The 25,502-nt window shown below is 46.0% G+C and carries 22 protein-coding genes; all 22 read left to right on the top strand.

All coding sequences use genetic code 11. The features are described from left to right. Window positions 1-136 precede the first annotated feature (136 nt). The 22 genes from deoD (at window position 137) to WMO62_RS11945 (ending at window position 25,486) form a co-directional block, all read left to right on the top strand. Window positions 137-847, top strand: a complete 711-nt coding sequence (deoD, locus tag WMO62_RS12050; protein WP_117495954.1) for a purine-nucleoside phosphorylase — start codon at window positions 137-139, stop codon at window positions 845-847. 35 nt (window positions 848-882) lie between these two features. After that, window positions 883-1,548, top strand: a complete 666-nt coding sequence (deoC, locus tag WMO62_RS12045; RefSeq protein ID WP_349144812.1) for a deoxyribose-phosphate aldolase — start codon at window positions 883-885, stop codon at window positions 1,546-1,548. A gap of 21 nt (window positions 1,549-1,569) precedes the next feature. Then, complete coding sequence (locus WMO62_RS12040) at window positions 1,570-1,998, top strand: cytidine deaminase (protein ID WP_349144811.1); 429 nt, start codon at window positions 1,570-1,572, stop codon at window positions 1,996-1,998. A gap of 11 nt (window positions 1,999-2,009) precedes the next feature. Beyond that, window positions 2,010-3,200, top strand: a complete 1,191-nt coding sequence (locus WMO62_RS12035) for a phosphopentomutase (RefSeq protein WP_349144810.1) — start codon at window positions 2,010-2,012, stop codon at window positions 3,198-3,200. Between the two features lie 141 nt (window positions 3,201-3,341). Beyond that, window positions 3,342-4,673 (top strand): D-serine ammonia-lyase, encoded by a 1,332-nt coding sequence (gene dsdA / locus WMO62_RS12030; RefSeq protein WP_349144809.1) that lies wholly within the window; start codon window positions 3,342-3,344, stop codon window positions 4,671-4,673. 123 nt (window positions 4,674-4,796) lie between these two features. Next, window positions 4,797-5,489 carry an iron-sulfur cluster assembly scaffold protein gene (locus tag WMO62_RS12025; RefSeq protein ID WP_117495959.1) on the top strand — a complete coding sequence of 231 codons (693 nt, stop codon included), beginning with the start codon at window positions 4,797-4,799 and terminating at the stop codon, window positions 5,487-5,489. Between the two features lie 20 nt (window positions 5,490-5,509). Beyond that, window positions 5,510-6,520: a GGGtGRT protein gene (locus WMO62_RS12020; RefSeq protein WP_349144808.1), complete on the top strand. Its 1,011-nt coding sequence runs from the start codon at window positions 5,510-5,512 to the stop codon at window positions 6,518-6,520. 279 nt (window positions 6,521-6,799) lie between these two features. Beyond that, entirely contained in the window at window positions 6,800-8,764 is a 1,965-nt protein-coding gene (rsxC, locus tag WMO62_RS12015) for an electron transport complex subunit RsxC (RefSeq protein WP_349144807.1), read from the top strand. Between the two features lies 1 nt (window position 8,765). Next, window positions 8,766-9,386 (top strand): methylenetetrahydrofolate reductase C-terminal domain-containing protein, encoded by a 621-nt coding sequence (locus tag WMO62_RS12010; protein ID WP_117495962.1) that lies wholly within the window; start codon window positions 8,766-8,768, stop codon window positions 9,384-9,386. Window positions 9,387-9,407: 21 nt separating this feature from the next. Continuing rightward, the gene (locus WMO62_RS12005) at window positions 9,408-10,286 is read left to right on the top strand and encodes a methylenetetrahydrofolate reductase (protein WP_117495963.1); all 879 of its coding nucleotides are present in this window, start codon (window positions 9,408-9,410) and stop codon (window positions 10,284-10,286) included. Window positions 10,287-10,488: 202 nt separating this feature from the next. Beyond that, the gene (locus tag WMO62_RS12000) at window positions 10,489-10,860 is read left to right on the top strand and encodes a DUF8180 domain-containing protein (protein ID WP_147600579.1); all 372 of its coding nucleotides are present in this window, start codon (window positions 10,489-10,491) and stop codon (window positions 10,858-10,860) included. A gap of 15 nt (window positions 10,861-10,875) precedes the next feature. Beyond that, a complete protein-coding gene (locus tag WMO62_RS11995) occupies window positions 10,876-11,070 on the top strand; it encodes a CooT family nickel-binding protein (protein ID WP_349144806.1) in 195 nt (64 codons plus the stop codon). Between the two features lie 222 nt (window positions 11,071-11,292). Then, entirely contained in the window at window positions 11,293-12,063 is a 771-nt protein-coding gene (locus tag WMO62_RS11990; RefSeq protein WP_117495966.1) for an ATP-binding protein, read from the top strand. A 36-nt stretch (window positions 12,064-12,099) separates the two neighbouring features. Then, a complete protein-coding gene (gene cooS, locus WMO62_RS11985; protein WP_349144805.1) occupies window positions 12,100-13,992 on the top strand; it encodes an anaerobic carbon-monoxide dehydrogenase catalytic subunit in 1,893 nt (630 codons plus the stop codon). A gap of 42 nt (window positions 13,993-14,034) precedes the next feature. Beyond that, a complete protein-coding gene (locus WMO62_RS11980) occupies window positions 14,035-14,802 on the top strand; it encodes an ATP-binding protein (protein ID WP_117495968.1) in 768 nt (255 codons plus the stop codon). A gap of 19 nt (window positions 14,803-14,821) precedes the next feature. After that, window positions 14,822-16,951 (top strand): acetyl-CoA decarbonylase/synthase complex subunit alpha/beta, encoded by a 2,130-nt coding sequence (gene acsB, locus WMO62_RS11975; RefSeq protein ID WP_349144804.1) that lies wholly within the window; start codon window positions 14,822-14,824, stop codon window positions 16,949-16,951. A gap of 301 nt (window positions 16,952-17,252) precedes the next feature. Further along, entirely contained in the window at window positions 17,253-18,194 is a 942-nt protein-coding gene (gene acsD / locus WMO62_RS11970; RefSeq protein WP_117495970.1) for an acetyl-CoA decarbonylase/synthase complex subunit delta, read from the top strand. Between the two features lie 19 nt (window positions 18,195-18,213). Further along, complete coding sequence (gene acsC / locus WMO62_RS11965) at window positions 18,214-19,560, top strand: acetyl-CoA decarbonylase/synthase complex subunit gamma (protein WP_117495971.1); 1,347 nt, start codon at window positions 18,214-18,216, stop codon at window positions 19,558-19,560. Between the two features lie 82 nt (window positions 19,561-19,642). Further along, the gene (gene acsE, locus WMO62_RS11960) at window positions 19,643-20,431 is read left to right on the top strand and encodes a carbon monoxide dehydrogenase/acetyl-CoA synthase methytransferase subunit (protein ID WP_118510369.1); all 789 of its coding nucleotides are present in this window, start codon (window positions 19,643-19,645) and stop codon (window positions 20,429-20,431) included. A gap of 119 nt (window positions 20,432-20,550) precedes the next feature. Next, a complete protein-coding gene (gene acsB, locus WMO62_RS11955) occupies window positions 20,551-22,686 on the top strand; it encodes an acetyl-CoA decarbonylase/synthase complex subunit alpha/beta (RefSeq protein ID WP_349144803.1) in 2,136 nt (711 codons plus the stop codon). Window positions 22,687-22,906: 220 nt separating this feature from the next. Next, window positions 22,907-24,838, top strand: a complete 1,932-nt coding sequence (gene acsV, locus WMO62_RS11950; RefSeq protein WP_147600585.1) for a corrinoid activation/regeneration protein AcsV — start codon at window positions 22,907-22,909, stop codon at window positions 24,836-24,838. After that, a complete protein-coding gene (locus WMO62_RS11945) occupies window positions 24,839-25,486 on the top strand; it encodes a DUF3786 domain-containing protein (protein WP_349144802.1) in 648 nt (215 codons plus the stop codon). Window positions 25,487-25,502: the final 16 nt, after the last annotated feature.

Genomic DNA, 25,502 nt, shown 5'->3' with positions numbered 1-25,502 from the left:
CATCGCACTGGTACTGTTCGTTGGAAAAGCCCATACACCGGCAGCCAACGGCAAGATTTTCGTGAAATCCAAATAATTTTTCCCAGTCAGCCGACATGACCGGGAACCCATTTCAAACATAGAAGGAGGATGAAATATGTCGAATATTCCAACAGCTCACAACAATGCAAAAGCAAACGATTTTGCCAAAACCGTACTGATGCCGGGGGATCCGCTCCGCGCAAAATACATTGCAGAGACTTACCTGGAGAATCCAAGACAGGTGACAGCTGTCAGAAATATGTTCGGTTACACCGGAACCTACAAAGGAAAAGAAATCTCCGTCATGGGAGGCGGTATGGGTATGCCGTCCATCGGAATCTATTCCTATGAGTTATTTAATTTCTATGGTGTAGACCAGATTATCCGTATCGGTTCGGCAGGAGCCTTGCAGGATCATATTAAAGTGATGGACGTGGTGATCGGTATGGGTGCCTGCACGGATTCCAATTACGCATATCAGTACGGACTGCCAGGAACCTTTGCACCGATCGCAGATTATGAGTTAATGAATAAAGCCATTGAGACTGCAAAACGTCAGGGAACCAATGTAGTCGTTGGAAATGTCGTGTCCTCTGATGTATTTTACAATGCAGATCCGACTGTCAATGACCGTTGGCGCAGTATGGGAGTACTGGCAGTAGAGATGGAAGCGGCAGCTCTTTATATGAATGCAGCAAAAGCAAAGAAAAAAGCGCTCTGTATGCTGACTATTTCCGATCATATTTATACCGGAGAGGCTCTGTGTGCAGAAGACCGTCAGCTGGGATTCGGCAAGATGATGGAGATCGCACTGGAGCTGGCATAGTTTTCATATTACAGATAAAAAGGAGATCGATGAAAATGGACGTAAAAGAGATTTTAAAGCACGTGGATCATACACTGCTGACACAGACTGCTACCTGGGCAGAGATCAGACAGATCTGCGATGATGCGGTTAAATACGGAACTGCTTCTGTATGTATTCCACCTGCATATGTGAAACAGGTAAAAGAGTATGTGCAGGATCAAATGGCAGTGTGCACGGTCATCGGCTTTCCGAATGGCTATATGACCACCGCAACGAAAGAGTTTGAGACCAAAGATGCACTGGCGAATGGTGCAGATGAGATCGATATGGTTATCAATATCGGCTGGGCAAAAGACGGTAAATTTGATGCCATTGAGGAAGAAATCCGTACTCTGAAAAAAGCATGCGGTTCCAAGATTCTCAAAGTCATTATCGAGACCTGTCTGTTGACGGATGAGGAAAAGAAAGCAATGTGCAAGGCTGTGACTGCAGCAGGCGCAGATTATATCAAGACCTCTACCGGATTTTCAAAAGCAGGAGCAACCTTTGAGGATATTAAGCTGTTCTCCGAACATATCGGACCGAATGTGAAGATGAAAGCGGCAGGAGGTATCTCTTCTCTGGATGATGCGGAGAAATTCTTAAGCCTTGGCGCAGACCGTCTGGGAACCAGCCGTATCGTAAAGATTGTAAAACAGGAAGAGGCTACCGGATACTAAGAAGGAAAGTTGAGGAAGACGATGAAGAAACTGGAAGAAACACAGATTCAGGAACTGATCGAAAAAGCAATCAGCATGATGGATCATTCTTATTCCCCATATTCTCATTTTCATGTAGGTGCGGCACTACTGGCGAAGAATGGGAGTGTATATGGCGGCTGCAATATTGAAAATGCTGGTTATACACCCAGCAATTGTGCTGAGAGAACTGCATTTTTTAAGGCAGTCAGTGAAGGGGTGCTGGAGTTTGATGCAATCTGTGTGGTTGGCGGCATGAACAAGGTGCTGAAAGAGTATGCAGCTCCCTGCGGAGTGTGTCGTCAGGTCATGATGGAGTTCTGTGATCCGGATACATTTCAGATCATTCTGGCAACCAGTAAAGATCAGTATGAGATCTTCACGTTGAAGGAACTGCTCCCACTTGGATTCGGACCGAACAACTTGAAGTAGGAGAACACAATATGGAAAGATTTAAGAGAGTATTTGTAGTAGTCATGGATTCTCTGGGAGTTGGGGCTATGCCAGACTCTGCTGACTTTGGTGATATTGGAGTGAATACGTTAGGCCACATCTCTGAGTCTGTAGACACCTTCAAGATTCCAAACCTTCAGAAACTGGGAATGGCAAATATTATTCCGTTAAAGCAGGTTCCGGCAAACGGGCATCCAATCGGATACTATGGAAAGCTTCGGGAGACCAGCCGTGGCAAGGATACCATGACCGGACACTGGGAGATGATGGGTCTGGAAGTAACGAAGCCGTTTAAGACCTTTACAGAGACCGGATTTCCGCCAGAACTGATCAAAGAGCTGGAAGAACGTACTGGTCATAAGGTGATCGGCAACAAGAGCGCCAGCGGAACAGAGATCCTGGATGAACTGGCAGAAGAGGAAATTGCAACTGGACATATGATCGTTTACACGTCTGCTGATTCTGTACTGCAGATCTGCGGTAATGAGGAGACCTTCGGATTAGATGAGCTGTATCGCTGCTGTGAGATTGCCAGAGAACTGACTATGAAAGACGAGTGGAAAGTAGGCCGTGTCATTGCCAGACCATATGTAGGTAAGAAAAAAGGCGAGTTTGTCAGAACCAGCAACCGTCATGATTATGCACTGAAGCCATTTGGACCGACTGCGTTGAATGCTATGAAGGATGCAGGATTGGATGTGATCTCCATCGGTAAGATCAATGATATTTTCGTGGGCGAGGGTATTACGGAAGCTTATAAATCCAAGAGCTCTGTCCATGGGATGGAGCAGACCATCGATGTGGCGAAGAAGGATTTCCATGGACTTTGCTTTGTAAATCTGGTGGATTTTGATGCGCTGTGGGGACATAGAAGAAATCCATCAGGCTATGCACAGGAGATCGAAAAATTCGATGTGAACCTGGGTGTGCTGCTTGAGACCCTTCGCAAGGATGATCTTCTGATCATCACCGCTGATCATGGAAATGATCCGACTTACACCGGAACCGATCATACCCGTGAGAAAGTGCCGTTCCTGGCTTATTCCAAAGCTTTTGAAGGAAGTGGAGCACTGCCGGAGCAGGATACCTTTGCAGTGATCGGTGCTACGATCACAGAAGATTTCGGTGTGAAGATGCCGGAAGGAACCATTGGTCACTCTGTTCTGGATGAACTGAAATAATATGAATAATGGACAGCTGTTTTCTGTGCGGGAGACGGCTGTCTTTTTTAATAAAATTCCGGTCATGATTCATCATAGCCACGGTTTTTCAGATTTGCTATAATAAATCCAGAATGACCACAAGAGAGGAGCGTTTCATTTATGGAAGCGGCAGAACAGAATAAACTGATTGAACAACATCCTATATTGGCAGATCTAAAAGAAGCAAAAGAGATCGTCTGGATCAATCCGGACAAAGTTATCACGGCAGAAGGGCTTGCCAGATCATCTCTTGGAATGGCAGATATTGATGATGCGGAAGCAAGACTTAAGAGATTTGCACCATTTATCGAGCGGTGTTTCCCGGAGACCAGGGAGCGCCACGGTCTGATTGAATCCCTATTGAAGCCGATTCCAGGCATGAAGGCGCGGATCAATGAGCGGTATGGAAGTAATCTGAAAGGTGATCTGCTCCTTAAGATGGACAGCCATCTGGCCATTGCAGGATCGGTCAAAGCAAGAGGCGGTATCTATGAAGTGTTGAAACATACGGAAGATCTGGCACTGGAGCATGGGCTGTTAAAAGAAGGCGATTCCTATGCGAAGCTGGCAGATCCAAAATGCAGGGAATTTTTCAGTCAGTATAAGATCCAGGTTGGCTCAACGGGCAATCTTGGTATGAGCATCGGTATTATGAGCGCGGCAGTAGGATTTACAGTCATTGTACATATGTCAGCAGATGCCAAGCAGTGGAAGAAGGATCTGCTCAGGTCTCATGGTGTGACTGTCATGGAATATGAGTCTGATTACAGCGAAGCTGTGAAAAACGGACGGAAACTGTCTGATGAGGATCCGAAGAGTTATTTTGTAGATGATGAAAATTCCAAAGATCTTTTCCTTGGGTATGCGGTAGCTGCCAAACGTCTGGCAGAGCAGTTGGAAGAGCAGAAGATCAAAGTGGATCAGGATCATCCGTTGTTTGTATATATCCCCTGTGGAGTAGGAGGTGCGCCGGGCGGTGTGACCTTTGGTCTGAAAGAGGTATTTGGCGATGCGGTCCACTGCTTCTTTGCAGAGCCGGTACAGGCTCCGTGTATGGCACTTGGTATGATCTCCGGACTTCATAACAAGATCAGTGTACAGGATATGGGGCTGACCGGACTGACTGCAGCAGACGGACTGGCAGTTGGGCGCCCATCCGGATTCGTAGGTGGTGTGATGGCACCTCTGCTCAGCGGAGAATTTACCGTGGATGATGCCATGCTTTACGAATATATGCGTGATCTTCTGGATACGGAAGAGGTACTTCTGGAGCCAAGTGCATGCGCAGGATTCCAGGGTCCCGTGAAACTGTTTGTTACAGAGGCAGCGAACGCTTATCTGAAGGAACAGAGACTGGATGAAAAGATGGAGCATGCTTCTCATATTGTATGGGCGACGGGCGGAAGTCTGGTGCCGGAGACTATGAGAGAAGAGTATAAAAATACGTTTTGACAATTTTTCGACAAATTCTGAAAATCTACTGGACGAAATCGTGATTTTATGAAATAATAAATCCGTATGGGATTCTTGTGTCCAAAGACCCTTACAGGATTATTTGAAAGGAGTTTCAAACAAATGATTTATTCACGTGAAGTAGAAGAAATGTGTCCGGTAGCTCAGGGCGTACATCATGGCGCTGCTCCGATCCCGGAGGAGGCAAAATGGGTACAGGCGAAAGAAGTAAAAGATATTTCCGGATTTACCCATGGTGTGGGCTGGTGTGCTCCGCAGCAGGGTGCCTGCAAACTGTCTCTGAATGTTAAAGAGGGTATCATCCAGGAAGCACTTGTAGAGACCATCGGTTGTTCCGGTATGACCCACTCCGCAGCTATGGCAGCAGAGATCCTTCCGGGTCTGACTGTTATGGAAGCACTGAACACTGACCTTGTATGTGATGCTATTAACACCGCTATGAGAGAGCTGTTCCTTCAGATCGTTTACGGACGTTCTCAGTCTGCATTCTCTGAGGATGGACTTCCGGTAGGTGCAGGACTTGAGGATCTTGGAAAAGGACTTCGTTCTCAGGTTGGTACCATGTACGGTACTCTGAAAAAAGGACCTCGTTATCTTGAGATGGCAGAAGGTTATGTAACTGGAATCGCTCTGGATGCTGATGATCAGATCATTGGATACCAGTTCGTATCTCTTGGAAAAATGACTGACTTTATCAAAAAAGGCGACGATCCGAACACTGCATGGGAGAAAGCAAAAGGTCAGTATGGCCGTGTAGCGGATGCAGTTAAGATCATTGACCCGCGTAAAGAGTAATTCTGGGAGGTAAACGAAAAATGGCATTATTTGAATCATATGAGAGACGTATTGATAAAATCAACGCTGTTCTGAACAGCTACGGCATCGCTTCTATCGAAGAAGCTGAGAAGATCACCAAAGATGCTGGACTGAACGTATACGATCAGATCAAAGGCATCCAGCCGATCTGTTTCGAGAACGCTTGCTGGGCTTACACAGTAGGTGCAGCTATTGCAATCAAAAAAGGATGTCGTAAAGCTTCTGAGGCTGCTGCTGCAATCGGTGAAGGTCTTCAGGCTTTCTGTATCCCGGGCTCCGTTGCTGATACCCGTAAAGTAGGTCTTGGCCATGGTAACCTTGGAAAAATGCTTCTTGAGGAGGAGACCGAGTGTTTCGCATTCCTGGCTGGCCACGAGTCCTTCGCAGCAGCAGAGGGTGCTATCGGTATCGCTGAGAAAGCAAACAAAGTTCGTCAGAAACCGCTTCGTGTTATCCTGAACGGTCTTGGAAAAGACGCAGCACAGATCATTTCCCGTATCAACGGATTCACTTTTGTTGAGACTGAGTATGATCCGTACACCAACGAGGTAAAAGAGATTTCCCGTAAATCTTACTCTGAGGGTCTTCGTGCAAAAGTTAACTGCTACGGCGCTAACAGCGTTCCGGAAGGTGTTGCAATCATGTGGAAAGAGAACGTAGACGTTTCCATTACTGGTAACTCTACCAACCCGACCCGTTTCCAGCATCCGGTAGCAGGTACTTATAAGAAAGAAAGACTGGAAGCAGGAAAGAAATACTTCTCCGTAGCTTCTGGTGGTGGTACCGGACGTACTCTGCATCCGGACAACATGGCAGCAGGACCGGCTTCCTACGGAATGACCGATACTCTTGGCCGTATGCATTCTGATGCACAGTTCGCAGGTTCTTCTTCCGTTCCGGCTCACGTTGAGATGATGGGTCTGATCGGAGCAGGAAACAACCCGATGGTTGGTATGACTGTTGCAGTTGCAGTTTCGATCGAGGAAGCAGCACAGGCTGGTAAATTCTAAGGAATTTCAGAACTGAAAACAGGAATTATTAAAAGTGCCGTAATTGTTGAGATTACGGCATTTTTTGTGCTATATAGTGTAAAATTATAAAAAATCCTGTTGCAATCATAAAAATATTTTATAAAATTTGCTATTAAAACTGGATAAAACATCTGTTTTGTGATACATTTAACTAGGCAGTATGTGGAAAGCTTATTTATTGGGCTTTTGCAGTTCTTTTTTATGCAGAGAGAAAGGACTGCTCATAAGAACATAAATTTTTATAAGGAAGGTGAGCAATTGGAAAACTATACGAAGTACAGGCTGAAAAGCAGTGAAGAGCTCGCATCCGTACTGGAAGGCAAAGACAACCTTTTTGTGATTGCCTGCAACAAATGTTTCAAAGAATTTGAGACTGTTGATGAACCGGATTGCGATGAATTTCTGAAAATCGCTGCCGAGCAGGGAAAGACCGTTACAGGCAGTGCGAAAGTTGATTTCTTATGCAATAAGATGCATACAGAAAGAAAATTACAGGATCTGATTCCGGAAGGAACAGAGAATGTAGTAGTGATTTCCTGCGGCCTTGGTATTCAGACAGTTGCAGATCTGGCTGGAAAGCCGGTTATTGCTGCAAGCAACACTCTGAATTACAGAGGACATCACGGTATGGCACTTACTAAGAAGAGCTGTGACGCATGTGCACAGTGCTATCTGAATGTGACCGGAGGTGTCTGTCCGATCGTCGACTGTTCCAAGAGCCTTGTGAATGGACAGTGCGGTGGCGCAAAGAATGGAAAATGTGAAGTAGATCCCAACAAAGACTGTGCGTGGGAAAAGATCTACCAGAGACTGGCTGCTCAGGGCCGTCTGGAAGAATTCCTCAACCAGCCGGTACAGGTGCGCGATTTCTCTAAAGTGAACTTCAAGGTAATCAACGAGTATGTGAAGTCCATCAGAGAAGACAGACTGAATGGATACTATGGAGGCGTCCATCCGTCAGAGCATAAGGAATTCAGTGAGCATATTGATCTGAAGAGATTCCCGGAACCGAAGACTCTTGTGATCTCTATGTCACAGCATCTTGGAGCACCGGCCAATCCGATCGTTCAGGTTGGAGATAAGGTTAAAGTTGGTCAGAAGATCGGTGAAGCTGCTGGATTTATCAGTGCACCGGTACATTCCAGCGTAAGCGGAACTGTTGTTGCAGTAGAGCCGCGTATGCATGGTACCAGAGGCAGTGAAGTAATGGCTGTTGTAATTGAATCGGATGGAAAAGATACTCTGCACGAATCCGTTCAGCCGCATGGTGATCTTGACAGTCTGACTCCGGATGAGATCATTGAGATTGTCAAAGAAGCAGGAATCGTTGGTATGGGTGGTGCAGGTTTCCCGACCTGCGTCAAACTGAAACCGGCCAAACCAGTTGATACGATTCTTCTCAACGGATGTGAATGTGAGCCTTATTTAACAGCAGACCACAAGGTTCTCCTTGAGTTTGCGGATGACATTATTTTTGGACTGAAAGCAATCCTCAAGACAACAGGTGCCGAGAAGGGTATCATTGTGATCGAGGATAACAAGCCAGATGCCATTGAATTGATGCAGGAAAAAGTTGCAAATATTGGCAACATGGAAGTGTTTGTTGCAAAAACCAAGTATCCGCAGGGCGCTGAGAAGACTCTGATTAAGCGCGTGATGGGAAGAAAGGTTCCAAGCGGCGGTCTCCCTGCAGATGTTGGTGTTATCGTAGATAATATCAGTACCGTAAAAGCAATTTCCGATGCGATTCAGAAAGGTATGCCGCTGATCGAGCGTGTTACAACTATAACAGGCGAGAAGATCAAGAACCCGGGCAACTTTATTATCAAGATTGGTACCAGCGTAAAAGATCTGATCGACTATTGTGGTGGATTTACGGATGATGATGTTCTGGTTAAGATGGGCGGACCGATGATGGGATTCCCTCTGAATACACTGGAAGTGCCGATGATGAAAGGCTCCAATGGTATTATTGCTATTGAACCGGATGAGACAAAAGAACAGCCGTGTATCAAGTGCGGCCGCTGCGTAGATGTCTGCCCGATGGAACTTTCTCCTCTGTATTTTGTTAAATATGCAAAAGAAGAGAACTGGCAGGGAATGAAAGACATGAACGTGATGGATTGCGTAGAGTGCAGATGCTGTCAGTATATCTGTTCTTCCAAGATTCCGATCATCAACAGTATCAAAGCCGGAAAAGGTGCAGTAAGGGGGATGAAGTAATATGTTGATTACCCAGTTAAAAGCAAAAGAAACGATCACTTCCCTGACAGCTGGAAAGAAAGTTTTTATCATCAACTGTCATGGATGCAAAGAAGTTCGTTTTCCGGAAAAAGAAGCTGTTGAACTTCAGAAGGAACTTGCCGCTGAAGGAAATGTGACAGGAATCATGACAACGGATTATATCTGCAACCCGGAAAACATGGAATTACGTCTTAAGAAACATATGAGCAAGATCCAGGAAGCAGACCTGGTTTTAGTATTCTCCTGCGGTGTGGGTGTACAGACCGTTGCGGAATATCTGGATAATAAGATGGTCTGCGCAGCCTGCGATACATACCCGGTACCTGGTTTCCAGGGCGTGACACCGCTGGAGTACAAATGTGACCAGTGCGGTGAGTGCTATCTGAACCTGACAGGCGGGATCTGTCCGATCACGGCATGTTCCAAGAGCCTTGTAAATGGTCAGTGTGGTGGTTCCAAGAATGGTAAATGTGAAGTAGACAGTGATATGGAATGCGGATGGGAGCGTATCTACAGACGCCTGAAAGAGATCGGACGGCTGGATGTACTGAAATGTCCGACACAGATCCATAACTTCGCAACAGACGATGATGTAAAATAAAAGGATTGGAGCAAATATACGATGAAAATGAAAGAATTATTCGACCGTGGTGAATTTGTAGTTTCTGCAGAAGTAGGACCGCCAAAAGGAATCCATGTAGACGAGCTTGTAGAAGAGGCAAAGACCTATCTTAAAGGTGTTCATGCAGTGAATGTAACAGATAATCAGTCTTCTGTTATGCGTCTTGGATCTCTTGCAATGTGTAAAGTTCTCAAAGATGCTGGCATGGATCCGATCTTCCAGCTTGCATGTCGTGACAGAAACCGTATCGCTCTGGAGTCTGATCTTCTGAGCGCTGCTATGTTCGGCATTGAGAACATTCTCTGTCTGACTGGCGATCATACCAAGATGGGTGATCATCCGCAGGCAAAGCCGGTATTTGACCTGGATTCTGTATCCCTTCTTCATACTGTGAAGCTTCTGGAGTCAGGCAAAGATCTGGGTGGAAATGAACTGGTTGGCGAGCCGCCAAAATTCTCCAAGGGAGCAGTTGTATCTCCGTGCAGCGATTCTGTTGATGCACAGCTTGCAAAGATGGAAAGAAAAGTTGCTGCAGGTGCAGATTACTTCCAGACTCAGGCAGTATTTGAGCCGGAGAAATTCATCAAATTCATGGAGAAAGCAAAACAGTTCGGAAAACCGGTACAGGTTGGTATCATCATTCCGAAGTCAGCTGGAATGGCAAAATTCATGAATAACAATGTTGCCGGTATTCATGTTCCGGACGAGATGATCGAAGAGCTGAAGGCAGACAAAGAGAAAACCAAAGCAGGTATCACGGGCGTTGAGATCGCTGCACGTATTATCAAAGAGTGTAAGCCATACTGCCAGGGTGTACATATCATGGCACTTGGATGGGAGTCCAAGATCCCGGACCTGTTGAAAGCAGCTGAAATCTAAAAAATATTGAAGCTATTATGGGGGCTGCCTGAAAAAACAGGCGGCTCCTTTTTGATGCATTTTCTATAGATTTATTTGTTGAATTTATTGAAAATAGCTTGCTAAAAATCCCCCTGGGGGGTATAATACATTATAATAATGTCAAAAAATTAACAGAATGCAAATTTTGATATAGGATTTGACAAAAAAGGAGGCAAGTCGAATGCACGTAACGAATGAAGAACATAGTCATTGTGGATGCGGATGCGGCGGTCACGATCATGAGCACAGCCATGAACATACACATGATGGCGTGACTCATACTCATGCACATACCCATGAGGGGGAACATGATCACGAACATGCACACTGCGGATGCGGTCATGATCACGGAGCACAGCCAAAAGACGAAGACACCGCTGTTCTGGCATATATGCTGGATCACAATAAGCATCATGCAAGAGAACTGGCAGAGATCGCCAAACACCTGCGCGAACAGGGCAAGGATGATGCAGCAGCCCAGATTGAAAAGGGTGTTGAAGATTTCGAAAAGGGTAATATGAGATTATCCATTGCGCTTTCTCTTGTTCAGTAGAGGAGGGATTAACCAATGTGTCTTGCAACAATTTATGGTAAAAAGCAGGAGGACGAAACGATCCTGCTGAAAAATGCAAGCAGAATTGATGTAGATGGAACAACCATCCGCATCAGAGATATTATGGGCATGGAGATCACTGTGGAAGGCGCCATTACCATGGTGGACCTGGCAAACTCGGTTGTAAAGATCAACTGTACAAACAATTAAACTCCATGAAAGGTTACAACAATCAGGCTGTGGATACAGTCTGATTGTTAGTGCAGACAGGTATCTGGATCCTGAGCATGCCTGGATGATGTGATTCTGCCTGCGAACATAAAATTTACCATATGGAGGTGGTAATCCGCTCATATAGAAAAATTTAAAGAGAAGGTACATAAGCCTTCGAACAAATTATCAAGAAGTAAACTAGTTTAGGAGATGACAGTTATGCCATATACAATTGCAGTAGCCGGAAAAGGCGGTGTAGGAAAGACTACATTGACCGGCATGATGATTCAGCGTCTTGCCGAGCAGAAGAAAGGCCCGATCCTGGCAGTGGATGCAGACGCAAATTCCAACTTGAACGAAGTCCTCGGTGTAGAAGTGGAGATGACACTGGGAGATATCCGCGATGAGCTGTCAAATGCAGAGCTTTCCAATGAAAGCCCGATTCCGAAAGGAATGTCCAAACAGGACTATACTGAATTTAAGTTTGATTCCGCACTGGTGGAGGAAGATGATTACGACCTGTTAGTGATGGGACATACACAGGGAAAAGGATGTTATTGTTTTGTAAATGGTCTGTTATCTGCCCAGGTTGCCAAACGTGCCCAGAATTACAATTATGTGGTCGTGGACAACGAAGCAGGAATGGAACATATCAGCAGAGGTATCCTTCCCGGCGTTGACACGGTGATTCTGGTCAGCGATTGCTCACGCAGGGGAATTCAGGCGGTTGGACGTATCGCCCGTTTGGTTCCTGAATGTGGATTAAAACCGAAGAAGATCGGTTTGATCGTAAACCGTGCTCCTAAGGGAGTACTGAACGATGGCGTCCGGGAAGAAATTGAGAAACAAAACCTGGAACTTCTGGGAGTCGTTCCCCAGGATGAAGGCGTATATGAGTTTGACAGTGCCGGAACACCGACCACACAGCTTCCGGAAGACAATCCTGTCAGACAGGCGTTATACAAAATCATGGACGGTCTGGAATTATAAAAAGGAGATGACCTGACCGCGTAAAAGGAGATTTATATGGGAGACTTTAAATTAACAACAGTCGAAGAGATGGAAGCAGCGACTAACCGACTGCTTGAGACCGGCGCGAAAGTCGGTGCTGACGCATGGCAGATTCGTGTAAAGAATCAGACCCCGCATTGTAAATTCGGAGAGCAGGGTATCTGCTGTCGTATCTGTGCAATGGGACCTTGTCGTATTACTCCGAAGGCTCCGAGAGGAATCTGTGGATGTGATGCTCATGGTATCGTAGGACGTAACTATCTGAAATTTACTGCCGGTGGAGCAGCTACTCACTCTGATCATGGACGTGAGATCTGTCATACCCTGTATGCAGCAGATCCGAATGGCGCTTACAAAGTAAAAGATCCTGAGAAACTGATCCGCATCGCAAAAGAGTGGGGTGTAGAGACAGAAGGAAAAGATATCTATGATCTGGCTCATGAGATGGCAGAACTGGCTCTGATGGAATATGGTAAACCGTTTGGTGTTCAGAGATGGCTGAAGAGAGCTCCGGAGCATACCCAGAAGCTGTGGCATGACGCAGAGATCGAGCCGAGAGCAATTGACCGTGAAGTTGCTGCTTCCTTACATATGACTCATATGGGATGTTCATCAAAGCCGGAAGCACTGGTTCGTCAGTCCTTAAGAGCAGGTCTTGCTGATGGATGGGGCGGTTCCATGTGTGGTACTGAGTTCTCTGACGTACTGTTCGGAACTCCGAAGCCAATTGACACCGAAGCAAACCTTGGCGTTATGAATGCTGAGAACGTAAACATCGTAGTACATGGACATGATCCGTCACTGTCCGAGATGGTCTGTGAATATGCAGATGATCCGGAGATGATCGCATATGCAAAGAGCATGGGTGCTAAGGGAATCACCGTATCTGGTGTATGCTGTACTTCCAATGAGGTAGCAATGCGTCGTGGTATTCCGATGGCTGGTAACTTCCTGCAGCAGGAGAATGTAGTCCTGACTGGAGCATGTGAGGCTATCGTAGTAGACGTTCAGTGTATCTTCCCGGCACTTGGACCTCTGAGCAAATGTTTCCATACCAAGTTCATCACCACTTCACCGATCGCTCAGATGCCGGATTCCGATTACATCCGTTTTGATGTAGGAACCGCAGCAGAGAAAGCAAAACAGATCGTTATGACTGCATGTGAGAACTTCAAGAACCGTAAACCGGATCTTGTATATATCCCGGATATGAAGCAGAAAGCAACTGTTGGATATTCTCTGGAAGCACTTGTGAAAGTACTTGACGGTGTTACCAACAGCCAGGTAGATGTAACCGGAACAACCAAACCGCTTCTTGAGTGTGTAACATCTGGTGTTATCCGTGGTGCAGTTGCAATGGTTGGATGTAACAATCCGAAGATCCGCCCGGACTATGCACATATCGAGATGATGAAGAAACTGATCGCTAACGATATCGTAGTCGTAGCATCCGGATGTTCTGCACAGGCTGCTGCAAAAGCAGGTCTGATGGATAAATCCGCAAAAGATCTCTGTGGTGCAGGTCTGAAGAGAGTATGTGAGCTGGCAGATATCCCACCGGTACTTCATATGGGATCCTGCGTAGATATCAGCCGTATGATGATCCTTGTATCTGAGCTTGCAAAAGACTCTGGCCTTAAGATTTCTCAGCTTCCGGTTGTAGGATGTGCTCCTGAGTGGATGTCTGAGAAAGCAGTTTCCATCGGAAACTATGTAGTAGCTACTGGTATTGATACCTTCCTTGGTGTTGATCCGTATGTATCTGGTTCCAGCGAGATGGGCGAGTGGCTGACCAATGGCGTTCGTGATTGGGTTGAGGCTGCTTACACTGTTGAGACCGATATCGATAAGCTGTGTGATCTGATGATCGAGCGTATCGAAGAGAAGAGAACCGCAATCGGAATCTAATCCGGATGAAAAAAGTAAATTGATGACCGGAGGGAATAGAAAGTGAAAATAGCAATTACCGGAAAGGGCGGAGTCGGAAAGACGACCTTTGCAGCCACCCTTGCAAGATTATATGCAGAGGAGGGACGCACAGTTCTGGCAGCCGATGTGGATCCAGATGCAAATCTGGGACTGGCGCTTGGATTTCCGGAAGAGATTCTGGATTCGATCACTCCGATCTCCAAGATGAGAAGACTCATCGAAGAGCGGACAGGTGCGGGCCCGGATAATCAGATGTATAAGCTGAACCCAAAGGTGGACGACATCCCTGATACATATAGTAAAGTATATAATGGTGTGAAACTTCTGCTGCTTGGTACGGTTGAGACCGGCGGCGGCGGATGTGTTTGCCCGGAACATGTAATGCTGAAACGAATCATTAATCATCTGATCCTCCGCAGCAATGATGTGGTGATCATGGACATGGAGGCTGGTCTGGAGCATCTGGGCCGCGGTACATGCGAATCCATGGAACAGTTTGTTGTCGTGATCGAGCCAGGCGCCAGAAGCGTGCAGACATATAAGAATGTCAAGCGACTGGCTGAGGACCTGGGTGTGAAGAAGGTTCGCGTAGTCGCAAACAAAGTTCGTGGCACAGAGGATGAAGAATTTGTCCGCTCGAAGATTCCGGCGGAAGATTTACTTGGATTTATCCATTACAACCCGGAAGTGATAGACGCAGACCGCCAGGGCAAGTCACCATATGACGTCAGCGAGTCTGCAAAGGAGGAGATCCGAAAGATCAAGGAAATCCTCGATCAATCGAATTAAAATTTGGAGGTATAATACCGTGACATTATTTGATAGAGTATTCGGCGGCAACGATGCAGTCTATGGACTGACTGAGGCTGCCATCGATGGAGCAATTGCTCAGTACGGAGCAGATCAGGCAGTAGCTTTCCCGAACACTGCTTACAGCCTTCCCTGCTACTACGCCGTAACTGGTACAAAAGTTACCAATCTTGGAGAATTAAAAGAGGCTCTTGGAGTTGTAAAAACTCTTATGACCAGAGAAAAAAGACTGAATGATGCATTCATGAGCGGTGTTGCAACAGCTCTGTGTGCAGAGTTTATCGAAGTTCTGAAATATATCAACGGTGCAGAACCGTACAGCGAGCCGTGTTACGGACATCTTGCAGATGCTATCATCCGTGAGCTGGGTGTGCCGCTGGTAACCGGAGATATCCCGGGCGTTGCAGTTATCCTTGGAAGTGCTCCGAGCAAAGAAGAAGCAGTTGAGCTGGTTAAGAGCTATCAGGCACAGGGTATCCTGGTTACGCTGGTAGGCGGAGTGATCGATCAGTGTGTAGAGGCAGGCCTGAAGATGGGCAACGCTGTACGTATCGTACCGCTGGGTAAGGATGTAACAGCAGTTATTCACGTTGTATCTGTTGCACTTCGTGCAGCACTGATCTTCGGTAACGTAACACCTGGCGATGCAGGCGCACTGATGAAATACACCTTCGAGCGTGTACCAGCATTCGTAAACGCATTCAAACCGCTGGATGACGTAGTTGTAGCTTGCGGTGCAGGCGCAATCGCACTTGGTTTCCCGGTTGTTACCAACGAGACAGAGAACATCTTCCGTGTACCGAAGAGCCTGATCGTTCAGGAGGATGTATCCAAATTTAATGCTACTTCTCTTGAAGCACGCGATATCAAGATTAAGATCACCAAGATCGACATCCCGGTATCCTTTGCATCTGCATTTGAGGGCGAGATCATCCGTCGTGGAGATATGCAGGTTGAGTTCGATGGTTCCAGAAAAGACTGTTTCGAGCTTGTATGTACTAAGGATGCAAGCGAAGTTGAGGATCACAAGTTTACTCTTGTGGGACCGGATTTCGACCAGATGGAAGTTGGAAGCAAACAGCAGATCGCTTACATCGTAGATGTAGCAGGAAAGAATATGCAGTCTGACTTCGAGCCGGTATTTGAACGTAAATTCCACAGCTACATTAACTGTATCGAGGGTGTTATGCATACCGGTCAGCGTGATATGATCCGTATTCGTATCAGCAAAAATACATTCGATGCAGGCTTCAGAGCAAAGGATCTTGCAGAAGTTCTGTATGCAAATATTAAAAATGAGTTTGACGCAGTTGTTGATAAATGTGCAATTACTATTGTAACTGATGCTGAAGAGTGTACCAAGCTTCGTCATGAGCTGGCTGTTCCGGCATATGATCGTCGTGATGAGAGACTTACTTCTCTGACTGATGAGTCCGTTCCGGTATATTATAGCTGTATTATGTGCCAGGCATTCTCCCCAAGCCATGTATGTGTAGTAACACCTGAGAGACTTGGTCTTTGCGGTGCTGTATCATGGCTGGATGCAAAAGCTACCCATCAGCTGGATCCTCAGGGACCGTGTCAGGTAATCACCAAAGAGCGTGTTATTGATGAGAACCTTGGACGTTACGAGGACGTTGATGAAGCAGTTGCTAAATTATCCCAGGGTGCTCTTGAGCATGTAACCCTGTACTCCATCATGGAAGATCCGATGACATCCTGCGGATGCTTCGAGTGCATCTGTGGTATTGAGCCATTCTCTAACGGTGTTATCATCGCAAACCGTGAGTATGCTGGCATGACTCCGCTTGGAATGACCTTCCCGGATCTGGCAAGTATGACCGGTGGTGGAGTTCAGACTCCTGGATTCATGGGACATGGAAAACACTTTATCTCTTCCAAGAAGTTCATGAAGGCTGAGGGCGGTATCGAGCGTATCGTATGGATGCCGAAAGATCTGAAGGAGCAGGTTGCAGAAAGATTGAACGAGACAGCAAAAGAGCTGTATGGTATCGACAACTTCTGCGATATGGTTGGTGATGAGACCATCGCAACTGATCCGGAGACACTGCTGGAATTCCTTACCGAAAAAGGACATCCGGCACTTGGAATGGATCCGATGATGTAAGGAACCAAATCCGCATAGCGGATTTGCCGGATGTGCTTTGCACAGACGGTGAGGCTTCCGTCAGGAAGACGGGTTCCTTAGCTCTAAAAATGCGAAGCATTTTTAGAGCCTATCTAATGAATCCGTACGCAGAGTAAGCTGTGGCAGATGTGCGAAGCACAGATGCGATTCTTGAGCCTGAGTTCAAAGGGGAACCCTGTACCCACACAGGGTTGCCCTTTTGGAATGCATGAAAGTCTTTTACAATTCAGATTTTTGTGTTATAATTTTGACGAAATGTTTTTAAGGAGGAAATGTACCAATGCCATTCAATGGAAAATCAGGAAAATTCAACGCTTCCATCAATACAGTTGAGTTCGGCTGTGGTGATAAAGCAGTGAAAATCGGTGGCGAGAATGTATTACCGTTATATACATTTGACGCTCCGATCGAAAACGCACCGAAGATCGGCGTTATGATCTCTGACCTTGGTCTGGAGAACGAGCCGGCAGGTGTAAAAGCATACTATGAAGGATGTACCACTATCGGCGAGATCGCTAAAAAAGCAGCCGAGATGCCGGGTGCAGATTTTGTATGCCTGAAGCTTGAGGGCGCAGACCCCAACGGCGCAGACAAGACCACAGAAGAGTGCATGAAAGCAGTCAAAGAGGTTGTTGACGCCATCGACGTACCGCTTGTTATCGCTGGATGTAAAAATGTGGCAAAAGACGGTGAGCTTTTATCCAAAGCCGCTGAAGTTGCTCAGGGTAAAAATGTGATCATCCTGTCCGCTAAGGAAGAGGATTACAAAGGTATCGGAGCTGCAGCAGGTCTTGCATACAACCAGAAGGTTGGAGCTGAGTCTGCAGTAGATATCAACCTTGCAAAACAGCTTAATGTATTACTCTCTCAGCTTGGTGTCGCACCGAGCAACATCGTTATGAACGTTGGTACTGCAGCAGTCGGATATGGTTTCGAGTATGTAGTATCTACTATGGATCGTGTAAAAGCAGCAGCACTTGGACAGGCTGATGCACAGCTTCAGATGCCGATCATCACACCGGTAGCTGATGAGGCATGGAATGTAAAAGAGGCTATGGCTTCTGAAGATGATATGCCGGAGTGGGGAAATCAGGAAGAACGTGGTATTGGTATGGAAGTATCTACCGCTGCATCTGTACTTGCCTGTGGTTCTAACGCAGTCATTTTGAAACATCCGACTTCTGTTGCAACGATCTCTAAGTTGATCAAAGAAATGATGTAAGAGGGAGGAGGAAAATACAATGGCTTTAAAAGGATTAGACATCTTTAAATTAACACCGAAAACTAACTGTAAGGAGTGCGGAAGCCCGACCTGTATGGCATTTGCCATGAAAGTAGCGCAGGGTGCTGTAGAACTCAGCAAATGTCCGCATATGTCTGCAGATGCACTTGCAACTCTGTCTGAGGCAACTGCTCCGCCAATGAAATCCATCAAAGTTGGTACTGGCGACGCAGAGTACACCCTCGGAGGAGAGACTGTTCTTGCAAGACATGAGAAAACTTTCGTAAGCAAAACAAGATTTGCAGTAAAACTGTCTCCGGATATGGATATCGACGCTGCTCTGGCTGAGTCCAATAAAGTTGATTATGAGCGTATCGGTGAGAGAATGCATGCTGAGATGGTATATGTAGAGTATACAGGAGATGTTGCTGCATATGTTGAGGCTGTTAAGAAAGTAACTGGTATCGGCAAAACCATCATCCTTTCCTGTACTGATGTAGAAGCTGCAAAAGCTGCTCTGGAAGTATGTAAGGCTGAAAAACCGATCCTGGATGGAGCAAATGCTTCCAACTACGAGGCAATGGTTGAGGTTGCTAAAGCAGCAGGTGTTGTACTTGGTGTATCTGGCGCTGATATCAACGAATTGTATGATACTACCGCAGCTATTGAGAAACTTGGTTACAAAGACCTTGTTCTGAATACTACAGGAGCTACGATCAAAGAGACCTTCTCAACAACTGTTCAGGTCAGACGTGCCTGCCTGGCTAAGAATCCGGACAGAACCTTCGGATATCCGTCTATTGTTAATCTGTGCAAGATCGCTCCGAACGATGAGCCGATGCAGATTTCTCTGGCATCTGTATTCGTTCTGAAATATGGTTCCATCGTTGTTATGGATACCATGAACTACGCAAGAGCTCTTCCGCTGTACGGACTGAGACAGAACGTATTTACCGATCCGCAGAAGCCGATGAAGGTTGAGCCGGGCATCTATGCACTGAATGGCGGAGATGAGAATTCCGTATGTCTGACTACTGTAGACTTTGCTCTTACATATTTCGTAGTATCTGGTGAGCTGGAGCGTTCCGGTATTCCGTGTAACCTGATCATCAACGATGCAGGTGGACTTTCCGTACTGACTGCTTGGGCAGCAGGAAAACTTTCTTCCACATCTGTATCCAAGTTCATTCAGGAGACCGTAGAGCCGAAGATCAAATGCAGAAAGCTGATTATTCCTGGAAAAGTTGCTGTACTGAAAGGCGACATCGAAGCAAAACTTCCGGGCTGGGAAGTAATCGTTGCTCCGAACGAGGCTGTACAGCTTGTTAAATTCCTGAAAGATCTGAAAGCTAACGGCGAAATCTAATTGAAAATCATCGCAGTACCTGCCCAGTTAGGACATTTCCTTTGGGACAGGTATCTGACGAATTAAAAAGGAGAACAAAACTATGGCAAAATTTGTTACCATTGGTGAGAGACTTTCCACCACAGCACCGGCTGTAAACAAAGCATTTACAGAGAGAGATCCGGAGCCGATCCTGAAACGTGCAAAACAGCAGCTGGATGCAGGCGCTACCTATCTTGATGTAAACATCGGACCGGCAGAGAATGATGGACCGGAGCTTATGAAATGGGCTGTTGAGCTTCTTCAGAGCAACTTCGACAATGTACCGCTGGCACTGGATACTTCCAATGTAGCAGCTATCGAGGCTGGTATTTCCGTTTACAATCGTGCAAAAGGAAAACCGATCGTTAACTCTGCAGATGCTTCCGGAAGAATTGCGTATGTTGATCTTGCAGCAGCAAATGACGCAATCGTTATCGCTCTTTGCAACGGCGAAGGAATCGCTAAAGACAATGACGAGCGTATGATGTACATGCAGACTCTGATGGAGCGTGGTATGGAGCATGGTATGGATGTTGCTGAGGATATGTGGTTCGATCCGCTGTTCCTGGTTATCAAAGGAATGCAGGACAAACAGATGCAGGTTCTCGAGTTCATTAAGATGATTTCTGATATGGGTATGAAATCCACCGGTGGTCTGTCCAATAACTCCAACGGTATGCCGAAACATATCCGTCCGATCATGGACTCTGCTATGGTAGCTATGGCTATGATGAACGGTCTGACTTCTGCAATCGTTAACCCGAACGATCTCAGACTGATGGAGACCATCAAATCCTGTGATATCATCAAAAATAATAATCTGTATGCAGACTCCTATCTGGAGATCTAATTCTGAGAAGGCAGGAGGCACAATTTTTTGTGCCTCTATGTTTTTATATTAGCTATTTACAATGTCTGCCCTAGTTTAATGACTTCAGGACAGGAAAAATTTTATGGGAGGCATGACAAATGAGTGCTTTAACAGATCTGATTTACAGTGGATCAAACGCAGTCGCTGGACTGACAGAAGGTGCAGTCAACGATGCAATCGCAAAATATGGTGAGGATAAGAAAGTATCTTTTGGAGATACGGCATATTTTCTTCCGACCATCTATGCAGCAACCGGTGTAAAGGTTAGTCGTCTTGGCGATCTTCCTGCCTGTGTAGGAGTATTAAAAAGCCTGATTACCAATAAAGAGGAACTGGGAGATGCCCTGAATGCAGGACTTGCAACTGCAGTTGGTGCTGAGATTCTGGAAGCTCTGAAATATGTGGATAACGAGAATCCATATGCAGAGGACAGCGGAATCGGTTTTGTTCCGGATCCGGTTATTCGTTCTCTGGGTGTGCCGCTGGTAACAGGTGATATTCCTGGTGTGGCGGTTGTTCTTGGTAAAGCTGATAATGGCGCTGATGTGGCAAAAATTGTAAAAGATTACCAGAACAAAGGTATTATGACATTCCTGGTAGGTGATGTGATTGAACAGTGTGCAGAGGCTGGTGTTAAGATCGGTCTTGACTATCGTCTGGTTCCGCTGGGACATGATGTGACTTCTGTGATCCATGTTGTAACGGTTGCTATTCGTGCGGCTTTGATCTTTGGTAATATCAAACCTGGAGATCTACCTGGACTGCTTGCTTATACGAAAGAGCGTGTGCCGGCATTTGTCAATACCTTCGGAGCTTTAGATGCTGTGACTGTGTCTGCAGGTGCAGGTGCGATTGCACTGGGATTCCCTGTTGTTGCTGATATTGATCTTGGCGATATGCAGGTTCCGGGAGCACTGGAGTCAGTTCTCAACCATGAAGAGACCGTAAAGAAGAGTCTTGAACTTCGCAACATCAAGATCAAAGTAACAGAAATCCCGATTCCGGTTGCATTTTCCTCCACTTATGAAGGTGAGATCATCCGCCGTGGTGATATGCAGGTAGAGTTCGATGGATCCAGAGTAGACTGCTTCGAGTTGGTATGTACCAAAGAGGCCTCTGAAATAGAAGATCATGAATTCAAGCTGATCGGACCGGATTTTGATCAGATGGAAGTTGGAAGCAAACAGCAGATCGCATACATTGTAAATGTAGCAGGAAAGAATATGCAGTCCGACTTTGAACCAGTATTTGAGCGTAAATTCCACAGTTATCTTAACTGCATTGAAGGTGTGATGCATACCGGACAGCGTGACATGATCCGTATCCGTATCAGCAAAGCTACCTTCGAGGCCGGTTTCCGTGCAAAAGATCTGGCAGAAGTACTGTACTGTAACATTATGAATGAGTTCGACGCAGTTGTTGATAAATGCTCTGTAACGATCATCACAGATGGTGTTGAGTGTACCAGACTTCGTCATGAGTTGGCAATTCCGACTTACGACCGTCGTGATGAGAGACTTGAGTCTTTGACTGACGAGTCTGTACCGGTATATTATAGTTGTATTATGTGCCAGGCATTCTCTCCAAGCCATGTATGTGTGGTAACACCTGAGAGACTTGGACTTTGTGGTGCTGTATCATGGCTGGATGCAAAAGCTACTAATCAGCTGGATCCGGAGGGACCGTGTCAGGTGATCACCAAAGAGCGTGTGATTGACGAGAGATTAGGACGTTATGAGGATGTAGATGAAGCAGTTGCTAAATTCTCCCAGGGTGCTCTGGAACATGTTACTCTATATTCTATCATGGAAGATCCGATGACTTCCTGCGGATGCTTTGAATGTATCTGCGGTATTGAGCCGTTCTCTAATGGTGTCATTATTGCAAACCGTGAGTATGCAGGCATGACTCCGCTGGGAATGACCTTCCCGGATCTGGCAAGCATGACTGGTGGCGGAGTCCAGACACCTGGATTCATGGGACATGGTAAACACTTTATCTCTTCCAAGAAGTTCATGAAGGCTGAGGGCGGTATCGAGCGTATCGTATGGATGCCGAAGGATCTGAAGGATCAGGTAAGCGAGCGTCTGAATAAGACTGCAAAAGAACTGTACGGAATCGACAATTTCTGCGATATGGTCGGAGATGAGACTATCGCAACGGATCCAGAGACATTGCTGGCATTCCTGACTGAAAAAGGACATCCGGCTTTAGGTATGGATCCAATGATGTAAATGCGAGGAAGAAAATCAAGCACGAGCAGAGCGAGTATTTGATTTTATCCGAGCATTTAGCGACAGAATCAGGTACACAGCGTAAGCTGTGGCAGATGTGCGAAGCACAGATGCGATTCTGGAGCCAAAGGGCTTTAGAGCCCAATAACCTGAACAAAAGGCCCCGCAGACCTGCATTTGGCCTGCAGGGCTTTTTTAGAAAATATGGAGAAATAATATTATGCCAAAAGTAACATTTCAGTATGAAGATGGCACTTCGACCATCGTTGATGTGACAGCCGGAGAGAATCTGTTGGAGGTAGCGCGTAAAGCAAATGTAGCCATTGATGCACCTTGTTCAGGCAACGGATCCTGCGGTAAGTGCAGAGTCAGATATATCAGTGGCGAATTAGAGAGTGAACAGACAAGACATATTACAGATGAAGATTATGCTGCAGGATGGAGGCTTTCCTGTTGTAGTAAGGTAACCGGCGATGTGACGGTACTTGTACCCGATATTGCGTCTGCATATAAGAGCCGCATGAAAGTGGCAGATCTTAGCTCACCGGAAGAAGTCGCCATCTTTGACCGTGCAAAGCAGGATGTGGCAGATGCAGGAATTACTTTTGAAAATGAATTTACGGTTGTGGAACTTCAGATGACAGCTCCGTCATTGGATGATACCATGCCAGATAATGAGCGGTTGTCCTGGGCAATTGAGGCAGCAACCGGAATAGAGAATGTAAAATTAACTTATCAGGTATTGAAAAAGCTGCCGGATGCACTGCGGGACAATGATTTCCATGTGAATGTAGTTCTGAAGAAACTTCATCACAGTGTACTGGTTTATGACGTGGTACCTGTAACAGAGCAGAGAATCTGTGGAGCGGCTATTGATATTGGTACCACTACCGTATCAGGAGTTATTCTGGATCTGAGAGATGGGACGATCCTTGCCAAGGCATCTGCCGGAAATGGTCAGATCCGTTATGGTGCAGATGTTATCAATCGTATTATTGAATCCCGGAAACCGGGTGGAGAAGCGAAACTTCAGAAAGCGATCATTGATGAGACATTGAATCCCATGCTTCATAATATGTGCCGTGCGGCAGGTATCAAAGGAAGCCAGATTTATCATATGTGCATTGCGTCCAATACGACTATGAATCATCTACTTCTTGGAGTCAATGCGGATCCGCTCCGTATGGAACCTTATATTCCGGATTTCTTCGAGACAGAAGATGTCAGTGCCTACGACCTGCACCTGGATGTGCATCCCAATGCAAAGGTTATCATTTCTCCGAATATCGGAAGCTATGTAGGAGGAGATATTACAGCCGGTACTCTGGTCAGCATGATCTGGAACAAACCGGAGTTTAATCTGTTCATTGACCTTGGTACCAATGGGGAGATCGTATTTGGAAATTCTGATTTCATGATGAGCTGTGCATGCTCAGCCGGACCGGCATTTGAGGGCGGAGATATCAGCTGTGGTATGCGTGCAACGGATGGAGCTATCGAGGCTTGCTCTATTGATGCGAAGACCATGGAACCAACACTGCATATTGTTGGAAACGAAGGCCAGAAGCCAGTAGGTCTTTGCGGTTCTGGTATCATTGACGTGATTGCGGAATTGTTCCGCTGTGGAATCATCAGTCCGAAAGGTAAATTCATCCGTGAAGGAGACCGTGTCCGTCATGATCACTATGGAATCGGAAGTTATGTACTGGCATTTAAGGAAGAAGCAGCAGGACATAAGGATGTAGAGATCAATGAAGTCGATATCGACAATTTTATCCGTGCGAAGGGTGCTATTTTCTCAGCTATCTGTACCATGCTCCGGTCTCTGGATTTTGATGTGTCCATGATCGAAAACGTATATGTAGCAGGTGGTATTGGAAGCGGTATTAATATGAAAAATGCAGTGACCATCGGTATGTTCCCGGATGTGGAGATCGATAAGTTCCATTACATTGGTAACTCTTCTCTCACAGGCGCATATAATATGACGCTTTCGGTAGAAGCTGAGCATAAAGTGCATGAGCTTGCTCATAACATTACATACATGGAACTTAGTACAGATCCAAGCTATATGGATGAATTTGTGGCTGCATGCTTTATTCCTCATACAAATACAGCGCTGTTCCCAAGCGTAAAACAGGAGGAAATATAGTTGGAAATCGAAAATCACAAAGAAGAAGTCCCTTTTGAGCATTACTTAGACAAATTTCATACATTAGATCCCAAAGAGGCAGCACAAAGATTGAACATTCTGTATGATGAAAGTGCAAAAAAGTTTCAGCTTCGCTTCCTTGGACATCTGTATGAAGTGGAATATCCGGACTTCCATGTGACTGTATTAGACAAACCGCAGGAGGATATGGAAAAAGATCTTCTTATGACCAGTCTTCCTGCACAGACATTTATCATGCGTTATCTGCTGGAAGGACAGTATATTTCATCCAGCGGAAAATTCATGACTTTCAGGGAAGTACCCACTTACGGAGAATTGTATATTCAGCCGTTTACTGGTCGCTGTATCAAGCGTCTTACTTACGGATTCGGCTATAAACTGAAGGCTTTTTCAGAAGCAATGGAAAAAATCCCGGGCTGTGAGAAGATTGATATGGGAGATGTGGCCTACGAATTTGAGCTGGTCAATGGATATCGTATGAGATTTATTTTCTGGGAAGGAGACGAGGAATTTCCACCTTCTGCTCAGATCCTGTACAGTGATAATTTCCAGTTTGGATTCCATGCAGAAGATATGGTAGTTGCTGGAGACCTCTCAATCACAACTGTGAAAATGCTCTGTGTATAGTACAAACTGTATGATG

Origin of the sequence: Hominiventricola aquisgranensis (assembly GCF_040096225.1) — a bacterium.
Taxonomy (GTDB): Bacteria; Bacillota; Clostridia; order Lachnospirales; family Lachnospiraceae; genus Hominiventricola; species Hominiventricola aquisgranensis.
This window is presented reverse-complemented; position numbering and strand designations above follow the sequence as displayed.